Below are 2367 nucleotides of genomic sequence, written 5' to 3' on the forward strand. Positions count from 1 at the left end.
CAGACGGCACTCCTGGTGCAACCTTCTAGCCCCCGATGACTTCGAGGCGCTTAATTCAGCTACACTGACCCAAGCAGCATAGCTAACCCCCGACGTGTCTACTTTCCGGGGGCCAGGCCCGCGTCGGTGGGGACTGTTTGGTTGGGTGTGGTGGGGGTCAGAAAGTCTGCGAGTGCGGCGTCGATGGCTTCGAGGTGGTCTGGATTGTTGTCTAGGCGGTTGAGTTCGCGGTCGATGATGCGCAGTTTGGTCAGGTCGAGTATCCAGTGCTGTCCTTGGACTTCGGTGACGAGGGGTAGTTGGCGCATGCGGAAGTGGGCGCGCAGGAAGCCTAGGAGCTTGTGGTAGGAGATGCCGAGGTCTTTGGCGAGGCTGGTGAGGCTCTGGTCGACGTCGTCGTCTAGTTGGGGGAGGATGGCGCGGTAGAGGAACCAGGAGGTTTTGCGTGTGTAGGTGCCGGCTTTGCCGATGTGGTTGCCGGGTGCGTTGGTGGTGTAGAACGCTTCCGGTACATCACCATCGTCTAGGGGATCGGTGTCGGGGTGGTCGCCGATGAGGAGGGTGTCTGGGTAGTCGAGGGTGGTATCTGGTTCGGGCGGGGCAAGTGTGGCAGTCATAAGCAGGACACTCCAGCAGAGAAGAACAGGGTTCGTATGTGTTTTCTAACGAGTGTCTTTATGGTATCCCGTCTGGTGGACATGTGCCTTGTGTGGGGGTTTTTATGTTCGAATAAGGTGTCCTAAATCCGCAGGGAACCCCAGAGTCGCACCACAACCGGCAGCGGGGGTAAAAGCAAAGGTTTAGGGTTGGGCGGCGTCGGCAAGCTGGTTGCGAATTTCAGGGCAGTCAGCAAACTTCCGCTGTAGGCGACCTAAGAAGTCCTCAAATGAAGCCGGGTCAGCTGCCTTCTGAACTTTCCCGAGCAACCCATACGCTTGGTCGCGACCATAGACATTTTGTGTTTCCAGCTTGTCCTCAATGAGTTGCATAAGAACGGGAATGGTTTCGACCGGCAGGTGCGGAAGAAGTAGTTCTGCCACATTGCGTTGGAGCCCGGCGTCCGAGGCTGTCGCCCATGCTCGTTGCGGATCGCGTAGGCACTGATACTGAAACATTGCAAGATCCCAGGGCTTATCGCGCAGCCGAGCCTCGATGTGCTCCACTGCGCTATCCCCCACCGCCGCAAAAAGACCTTCCGCCGTCGAAAGCCGTGGAAACGCATCGAATACTCGCTCATTGACGTAAGGGCTGCGGTGAGGAAAGTGGACGTCGGTAATCGCGGCCCAACCACCAGCAATGTTGAACGTTTCCTCAGCGGGGAGGATTCGCATCGCTTCTTCCGAGTACGTGTAAGCAAGGTCGAACCGGCCGATCTCCGAAAGCCCGCTAATGAGCTGCTCGTATCCGTCCGTGTGGGTACGAAATACCTCCTCGACAGAACCGGAAAGCACCGCTAACCGACGACCGACATACTCACCCTGCGCACGCTCGCGCAGCTCTTTGAGGCCTTCAGGCCCTAAAGCCTGCGCGTACTGTACGGGGTCGATATAAACCTGCTCCGCATACGGCGACTCGAGAACGCCCAAAAGCCACTCGGCTAAGCGCAGCCCGTCAACCTGGGCCAATTGGGCGGCCTGAGGTAGTTCCTGGGCCAAGCGTTCCGCGCTCCAGATCACGGACCCAACTGGATCATTAACCAGCGGCAACTGTAGCAGAACCTCTTCTAGCGCCCGTTGTGCGACCGGGAAGATATCGTAAGGCTCTATTGACTTGACGCCTTGGCTGGTCAGGTGTTGAGGCTCATCAATTGCCACATTCAAAAGCACACCCGCCTGCCACACCTGGTCGGCATACGCCCGTGAATCGTCGGGGTCAGTCAGATTCAAACCTGAGGGGTTTACAAGGGTGTTGGTTGCTTCGTCAAACGTCTGCACTACTTCTGGCATTCCTTTAGATCCGCGAGAAACTCCTTCAGCGCTTCCGTGAGCTCCCATATCTGGTTACGCTCCTCCTCAAACATGCGGTCAACGAGGAAATCCACGCCGGCCAAATCATCCGGATGCAGGCTGTCCAAGTAAGCCAGCAGCTTATCGACGCCTTCGAGGCCAAGAATTCCTTGCTCGACCTGGTCCGCCACATAAGAAATTTGCTTTTGGTCCATGGTGAGGAGAATAGCAAAACGCAAAAAAGGGAAGGAGACGGTTGCTTACCGTTTCCTTCCCTTTGTGTTTCATTATGGAGTTTTGTTTTGTTGTTTGGTGTCGGCGGTGACTTACTCTCCCACAACCTCCCGGTTGCAGTACCATCAGCGTGTGCAGGCTTAGCTTCCGGGTTCGGAATGGGACCGGGCGTTTCCCTGCAGCTATT

The 2367-nt window shown here is 56.6% G+C and carries 3 protein-coding genes and 1 rRNA gene; all 4 read right to left on the reverse strand.

Annotation, left to right across the window (positions count from 1 at the left end; translation table 11 throughout):
• Nucleotides 1–98: 98 nt before the first annotated feature.
• The gene (locus MHK00_RS11765) at nt 99–617 is read right to left on the reverse strand and encodes a hypothetical protein (RefSeq protein WP_250411997.1); all 519 of its coding nucleotides are present in this window, start codon (nt 615–617) and stop codon (nt 99–101) included.
• A gap of 183 nt (nt 618–800) precedes the next feature.
• On the reverse strand, nt 801–1934 hold the full coding sequence (locus MHK00_RS11770; RefSeq protein ID WP_250411999.1) for a hypothetical protein: 1134 nt from the start codon (nt 1932–1934) through the stop codon (nt 801–803).
• Complete coding sequence (locus MHK00_RS11775; protein ID WP_250412002.1) at nt 1934–2161, reverse strand: tRNA 2-thiouridine-synthesizing protein; 228 nt, start codon at nt 2159–2161, stop codon at nt 1934–1936. The genes MHK00_RS11770 and MHK00_RS11775 overlap by 1 nt, the downstream gene beginning before the upstream one ends.
• Nucleotides 2162–2259: 98 nt before the next feature.
• Nucleotides 2260–2367, reverse strand: a 5S ribosomal RNA gene (gene rrf, locus MHK00_RS11780); the annotation flags it as partial.

It is taken from the genome of Corynebacterium tuberculostearicum (assembly GCF_022347385.1).
GTDB lineage: Bacteria > Actinomycetota > Actinomycetes > Mycobacteriales > Mycobacteriaceae > Corynebacterium > Corynebacterium tuberculostearicum_M.

Bases quoted from the DNA above. Each gene is read 5' to 3' on its own strand.
- MHK00_RS11765 (WP_250411997.1), bottom strand. From the start codon at position 617: ATGACTGCCACACTTGCCCCGCCCGAACCAGATACCACCCTCGACTAC.
- MHK00_RS11775 (WP_250412002.1), bottom strand. From the start codon at position 2,161: ATGGACCAAAAGCAAATTTCTTATGTGGCGGACCAGGTCGAGCAAGGA.